Origin of the sequence: Haladaptatus sp. W1 (genome assembly GCF_001723155.1) — an archaeon.
Classification (GTDB): Archaea; Halobacteriota; Halobacteria; order Halobacteriales; family Haladaptataceae; genus Haladaptatus; species Haladaptatus paucihalophilus.
In genome coordinates, this window is record NZ_MEIH01000177.1 from 1 (window position 1) to 5,996 (window position 5,996).

The 5,996-nt window shown below is 63.4% G+C and carries 8 protein-coding genes; 3 read left to right on the forward strand and 5 right to left on the reverse strand.

Annotated elements, in window-relative coordinates:
* The 4 genes from truD to pth2 form a co-directional block, all read right to left on the reverse strand.
* The coding region (truD, locus tag BG842_RS09070; protein ID WP_139136074.1) for a tRNA pseudouridine(13) synthase TruD at nucleotides 1-463 on the reverse strand (463 nt) is incomplete at its 3' end.
* 37 nt (nucleotides 464-500) lie between these two features.
* A complete protein-coding gene (locus tag BG842_RS09075) occupies nucleotides 501-860 on the reverse strand; it encodes a hypothetical protein (protein ID WP_069450511.1) in 360 nt (119 codons plus the stop codon).
* Between the two features lie 116 nt (nucleotides 861-976).
* Entirely contained in the window at nucleotides 977-2,968 is a 1,992-nt protein-coding gene (locus tag BG842_RS09080) for a PAS domain S-box protein (RefSeq protein WP_069450512.1), read from the reverse strand.
* A 111-nt stretch (nucleotides 2,969-3,079) separates the two neighbouring features.
* Complete coding sequence (pth2, locus tag BG842_RS09085; protein WP_007979870.1) at nucleotides 3,080-3,418, reverse strand: peptidyl-tRNA hydrolase Pth2; 339 nt, start codon at nucleotides 3,416-3,418, stop codon at nucleotides 3,080-3,082.
* Nucleotides 3,419-3,499: 81 nt separating this feature from the next.
* Here pth2 and BG842_RS09090 point away from each other — a divergent pair, with 81 nt between their 5' ends.
* Genes BG842_RS09090 through BG842_RS09100 form a run of 3 tightly spaced genes read left to right on the forward strand, consistent with a single transcriptional unit; the run spans nucleotide 3,500 to nucleotide 5,751 of the window.
* On the forward strand, nucleotides 3,500-4,222 hold the full coding sequence (locus BG842_RS09090; RefSeq protein WP_069450513.1) for a Yip1 family protein: 723 nt from the start codon (nucleotides 3,500-3,502) through the stop codon (nucleotides 4,220-4,222).
* A 42-nt stretch (nucleotides 4,223-4,264) separates the two neighbouring features.
* Complete coding sequence (gene dcd, locus BG842_RS09095; protein WP_007979866.1) at nucleotides 4,265-4,855, forward strand: dCTP deaminase; 591 nt, start codon at nucleotides 4,265-4,267, stop codon at nucleotides 4,853-4,855.
* Nucleotides 4,852-5,751, forward strand: coding sequence for a thiamine-phosphate synthase family protein (locus BG842_RS09100; protein WP_069450514.1), 900 nt, complete (start codon nucleotides 4,852-4,854; stop codon nucleotides 5,749-5,751). Before dcd ends, BG842_RS09100 begins: the two co-directional genes overlap by 4 nt.
* Here the strand turns inward: BG842_RS09100 and BG842_RS09105 are convergent.
* Nucleotides 5,748-5,996 (reverse strand): hypothetical protein (locus BG842_RS09105; RefSeq protein ID WP_069450515.1); only part of this gene is annotated, 249 nt, incomplete at its 5' end. The genes BG842_RS09100 and BG842_RS09105 overlap by 4 nt on opposite strands.

Consider the following 5,996-nt stretch of genomic DNA (forward strand, 5'->3'; position numbering starts at 1 on the left):
CGTCCGCGTTCTCCGGGTGGTCGGGATTCGAGACGGTGATTTCGAACTCGTTGCCCACGAGGTCGCCGAACAGAAGTTCCCGCCCCGCGCGGCCGACCGGTTCGAGTTCGGCGGCGCGCATCTCCGGCAGGTCGTCCGGCTCGACCTTTCGGAGGCTGAACAGTTGGGTCGTCACCGCGCGCTTGTCCTTCGTCCCGCCCCACGACACCCGCTCGCGGCTGATTCCGAGCGCGCTGGAGAGGCTCCGGGCGAAGTCGTTGGTATCCCACCCGTGGAGCGTCGCGCGGAGTATCAGATACGGGTACGAGCCGGGGTCCGCGTCGAGCGGGTCCGCGTCGAATCGTTCGATCTCTCTCACTCGGAAGTCCTCGTTCGTCTCCCGGAGGGTTCCCCCCACGCCGTCCTCGTCGCTGACGTAATACTCCATGCCGACCGCGGTCTCGATGGGATGTGCCTCGCGCATTCGTCCGGACCTTACGTCCGAACCGAATTAAAAAACCCTACTCGCTCGCCGGGATGCAGTCCGTCGCCACTTCGATGCGCTCTCCGGGTTCGACGACCCCCGATTCGGCGTCGTAGTCGACGAGTCCGATGGTCTCCATCTTGGGCAGGTGAACGTGATACAGCAGTATCTCCGCCTCCGTCGCGTCCTCGTCGTCGATTTCGGTGATACTGGTGTCGGCCTCCCACGCCGCGACGTGGTAGGCGAGGTCTCCCATCGTGGTCGGCGTCGTCGCATCGGAGAGGAACGAAAGGACGTATCGTCGGTACGGGCTGCTAAGCACGTCGAACAACGTTTCGACCGATATCTCGGTTCGCGTGCTCGGCGGGGATGTTCGGGTCGTTGTTTGTCTCTCCATTACCCGTGTAGTAGTACGTCGTAGGTAAGTACGCAGTACCTACGTACGTTGGCTCGCCTCCCGAATCACGAGGAACATCGATACCGGGTTCGATTCACCGTACTCGAAACCGCACCTCACTCCATCATGCTGTCAAAAAACGACGACGCGAGCTTCCCTTCCACCTTTCGAAGGTGTTGATGAAGCGTCGCCGGTGCGATTCCCATCGACTCCGCGACCTGTTCGGCCGTGCTCTCGCGCGGCCAGTCGTAGTATCCGGCCAGATACGCGGCGTGGAACGCCGACCGCTGTCGGTCGGTGAGTTCCGTCGAAAGCACGTCACGGGACCTCCGTTCCGACCGTTCGGTTCGCTCGACGTCACGCTTTGCGACGAGTTCGATATCGGGATAGGTGGACTGAATCGACGTTAATAGGGTTCGAATGTCGGTTTCCCGCGTCACCTCGACGACGACATCCTCCACGCCGTCGTGTGCCCGTGCCGTCAGCACCTTCGCGCTGGATTCGATGAAGTTCTCGACGAGCGACGACGAAACCGTCAACACGAGAAGCCCTTCGTCGTCGTGAATCCAGACGACGCGCGAATTGTTCACGGTCGAGAACGCTTCGGCGGTATCCGCCACCTGTTTCGGTTGCGCGTCCTTGACGCGAACGTAGTAGAGATATCGACCGTCGGACGTCGGAACGGTACCGTCGAGGACGAGCGTGCCGTCGATTTGGCGCGATAAGTCAACCAGCAGTGCTTCGTCCGTGACGCGGAACATCAGTTCGACGGCCGCTTGGTCCGTCGCCAGGAGTTTCTTGTTCTCGGTCGCGTTGATGGCGAACCCGACGAGTTCGCCGAGCGTGTCGAACCCGGCGGCTTCCCGCTCGCTGAACGCGTCGGTTCGTGTCGCATACACCACCAACACGCCGTACGTCGTCTGCCCGTACGAGAGTGGGACCGCGATTCCCGAATGGAGTCCACGCTCTAACGCCCCCTCACGGAGACGGTCGGTGAGGACGGTCGTTTTGGAGAAATCGCGGACGACGACGTGTCGTCCCGTCCGGAATGCCTTCGTCGCGGGGCGTTCCCACACCTCGTTCTCTCGCTCGACCTCTCCGACGAGTTCGTGGAACGCTTGGTCATCTCCAGCGAGTGCTTGCGGGACGAGACTGCCCTCGACGAGGTCCTGATCGCCGACCCACGCGAACCGATAGAGGTCGGAGTCGGCGAGTCGAGTACACACCGTCTCTTCTATCTCCTCGCGCGTCGCCGCGCCGACGAGTTCGTGAATCACCTCCCGCACGAGTTCGTTGATACGGTTCAGCGTCTCCACTTCGTCGCGCTGCTGGCGGAGCTCGCGTTCACGGTGGCGGCGGTCGGTGATATTCGAAATCGACGCGACGACTTCCACGGGGGTCCCCTCGTCGTCGAACACCGGCGCGCTTTTGACTGATAGCCACACGCGCTCGCCATCGGGCCGTTCGACACCCATCACCGTGTCGTACTCCGGTTCTTCGTTGCGGATGGTTTTGGCAAAGGGGCATTCGGCGGGTGGCATGGGTGCTCCCGTTTCGTCGGTGGCGTTCCAGCGGTCGTCGTCGTACGTTCGGTCGAGTATCTCTCTTTTCGGAAGGCCGAGAATGGTCGCGGCGCGCTCGTTCGCTTCGATGAACCGGCCGTCGCCGTCGAGGATGAGGATGCCGATAGGACTCGTTTCGAGCAGCTGTCTCGTTCGGTCGCGCTCTCTGCGAAGCGTGCGCTCGCGCTTTCGGCGTTTGGAGAGATTGCGTCCCGTTCCGGTGAACCCGGTGACGGTCCCGTCCTCGTCGGTGACCCGCGTCGCGTTGAACTCGTACGGAACGTGCTCGCCGTCCTTCGTTACGAGCGCCGACTGGCGCGTCTCGGTGCTCTCGCCCAGCAGTACCGCGTCGATGGCCGTCGCTATCTCCTGTTTGTCCTCCGCCGCGATAAAATCGAGCGGTGCCATTCCGTCGAGTTCGTCGTCATCGTAGCCTGTCACCTCTGCGAGTCGGTCGTTCCACTCGACGAGTGTCCCGTCCGCGTCGAAAACATAGAACACGTCCGGCAGCGTGTCGAGTACGGCGTTGACGGTCGATTCGTCCATCAGTGGTTGGGTGAGGTCTTTGGTAACACAGTTCGTAGCCTACCGGATGTGAGAAACTCGGTCAGCAAAAGGTTTGTGGCCTGATATATTTTAGTGAGGTTGCGCTCGATATCAATACAGCGACAGCGACCCCGTCACTCGGTCCACGAGGTCGTCGTCGGCCGGGCCGACGGCGAGCGCCGTCACGGTTCCCGGGTCGAGTTGCGTGTGACCCGCGTCGCGGATGATGGCGTGCGGGAGTCCCTCTGCCCGCGCCTTCTCCGCGAGGCGGAACACTTCGTCCTCGCCTCCGGCCTTCAGGACGACCTTCTTCTGCCCTTCTCCCTTCCACTGCTTTCGCGCTCGCTCTCCGGTGTCCTCGTACGCCGAGAGGGACGCGTGTGCCACTTGCGCGGCCAATTTTCCCTTGCCCATCCCGATGTCGGTTCGGGCGACGATTGCCTGCTTCATAGTCGAGCGTCGTAGTAGCGAACCAAAACGCTGGCTACTCGATTCGAGAAAGCTTATACCACATGACAAGCACCGAGAACTATGCTTTTAGATGCCCTCGTCCGTCCCGATCGGTTCTTCGAGAACCGAGCCCCCCGGCCGAGCCTCGCAAGCGCGTTCGGCGTCGTCCTCGTGGTCGCGCTCGTCACGACCGCCGTCTTCGGATTTGTCGGTTGGTCGATGAGCCAGCGGATGACCGGAACGACGAAGATAGACAATCCGAACCGCCCGGACGAAGTGTTCTGCGACGGATTCGCCGCCGGTGGTGCGGCGAACTTCTCCACGGGGTGTGACAGACCCGAACAGAAGACCGTCGTCATCGGCGATCTCATCTGGGAGGGGTTCCAGAAGAAAATCCCGTTCGTCTTCATCACCGTCCTCTTGGCGTGGCCGCTGATTGCAGTCGGCCTTCACGTCGCGTCGGCGGTGGCGGGTGGTGAGGGGTCGTTCTCGAACACGCTCGCGGTCGCCGGATGGGGGATGCTCCCCTCCCTCGTCCAGATGCTCGTCGGTATCGGGTTGTTCTTCCTCGCGCTTCGGGGGACGGACCTCTCGGGGAGCAACCCACAGGTCGTCCTCGACCAACTGCAATCGCTCGTGGCGACGGCGCGCGGGGGAACGTTGTTCGTGTCCGCGCTCGGGACGGCGTGGCAGTGGGTCGTCTGGACGTTCGGATTGAAACACGCCCGGCGGCTCTCGACGGCGGCGGCCGCGACGGCCGCCGGAGCCATCGCCTTCCTCTCGTTCCTCCCCACGCTCGCCTGACGACCGGTGGGTCTTTACACACCCCCACCCCTGTTTTCGACAATGATACTCTCGGACGCGGACATCCGCCGCCGTCTCGATTCCGGCGACTTGGTGGTCGAACCGATTGACGAACCCGACCTGCAGATTCAACCGGCGAGTATCGACCTTCGACTCGGCGAGGAGTTCCTCGAATTCCAGCGAACCAACATCCCGTGCATCCACCCCGATAGCGAGGACGAGGTGGACAGCTACGTCACGGAAACCATCGTCCAGGAGGGCGACGAGTTCATCCTCCATCCGGGCGATTTCGTCCTCGGAACGACGAAGGAGCGCGTCGAAATCCCGTCGGACCTGCTGGCCCACGTCGAAGGGCGCTCGTCGCTCGGCCGACTCGCCGTCGTCGTCCACGCTACGGCGGGAGTCGTGGACCCCGGCTATCGCGGACAGATAACCCTCGAACTGTCTAACCTCGGGACCGCTCCCGTCGCGCTCAAACCCGGCACGCGCATCTCACAGCTCATCTTCACGGAACTCAAGAACCCGTCGGAGCGGCCGTACGGGTCCGAACGCGGGTCGAAATATCAGGACCAAGCCGGACCGCAGGCGTCCCGAATCGGGAGCGACCACGAGTTCGGTGGTGACCAATTGTGAAGTTCGCGGAGGAAGTCGTCGTCGAGGAGTTCCTCCCCACGTTTCGCTCGATGCTCGCGGAAGACCTGCGCGAGCGGGGCCTGACCCAGAGCGAGGTGGCCGACGCCCTCGGTATCAGCCAGAGCGCCGTCTCGAAGTACGCGCACGGCGACGTCGCGCAAAACGACCGTATTCGGGACGACGAGCGCGTCTCCCGCCTCGTAACCGAGGTCGGTGAGGGGCTGGCGACGGGAAGCATGAGTCAGGTGCAGGCGCTCGTGGAGGTGGAGGTGCTCATCCGACGACTCGAAGACCACGACCTCATCGCGCAACTGCACGAGGAGGCGATGCCCGAACTGGCGGGTCACGGCGGGGATTTCAACGTCCACGACCCGGACGACGAGCTCCGGGCGACCGAGCGCGTCCTCTCGTCCATGCGCCGCGGAATTCACATCGTGGAGGGAACGAGCGGTTTCACCTCACTCATCCCCGCGGTTGGCTCGAACCTCTGCGAGAGTCTGCCCAACGCCGAGAGCATCGACGACGTGGCTGGTATCCCCGGCCGCATCTTCGACGTGAAGGGTCGGGCGACGATTCCGGCGGACCCCGAATTCGGCGTCAGCGCGCACGTCGCCTCCCTTCTCCTCGCGGCGCGGGACAACGGTGCCGACGTCCACGCCGCGCTTAACGTCCGCTACGACCCCGACATCGTGGCCCGCCTCGAATCGGCGGGCCACGCGACCGCCGAGTTCGACGCCGAGTACGACGACCTCGGCGAGGCGGTCGGCACCGCTCTCGACGAGTCGCCGGACGCGACGGTGCTCTATCACACCGGCGGCTACGGCATCGAACCCATCGTCTACATCCTCGGCGACTCCGCCGAGGCCGTGGCCGAAGTCGCGCGAAAAATCGTCTAAACGGGCACTCGCTCGCTGCGCTGTACTTCCCGAACGATGTCGTCCGGCAGCACCTCCCCGCGTTCGTGACGAAGGTCATTGACCTCCCGTGCGAACGATACCAGCGCCGAAACAGCGCGGTCGCGCGTCGCCACGCGGCCGACCGGTCGAATCGTCGTGTATCTGTTGCCGATGCTGTCCTCCAGTTCGAGTTCCCACTCGTCCGAAATCGTCGCTTTGACCGCCTTCACCGCGATGCTCCCGTC

What these genes read in the sequence shown, in the direction of transcription:
- BG842_RS09075 (WP_069450511.1), bottom strand. Translation starts at nt 860, where the DNA reads ATGGAGAGACAAACAACGACCCGAACATCCCCGCCGAGCACGCGAACC.
- BG842_RS09080 (WP_069450512.1), bottom strand. Translation starts at nt 2,968, where the DNA reads ATGGACGAATCGACCGTCAACGCCGTACTCGACACGCTGCCGGACGTG.
- pth2 (WP_007979870.1), bottom strand. Translation starts at nt 3,418, where the DNA reads ATGAAGCAGGCAATCGTCGCCCGAACCGACATCGGGATGGGCAAGGGA.
- BG842_RS09090 (WP_069450513.1), top strand. Translation starts at nt 3,500, where the DNA reads ATGCTTTTAGATGCCCTCGTCCGTCCCGATCGGTTCTTCGAGAACCGA.
- dcd (WP_007979866.1), top strand. Translation starts at nt 4,265, where the DNA reads ATGATACTCTCGGACGCGGACATCCGCCGCCGTCTCGATTCCGGCGAC.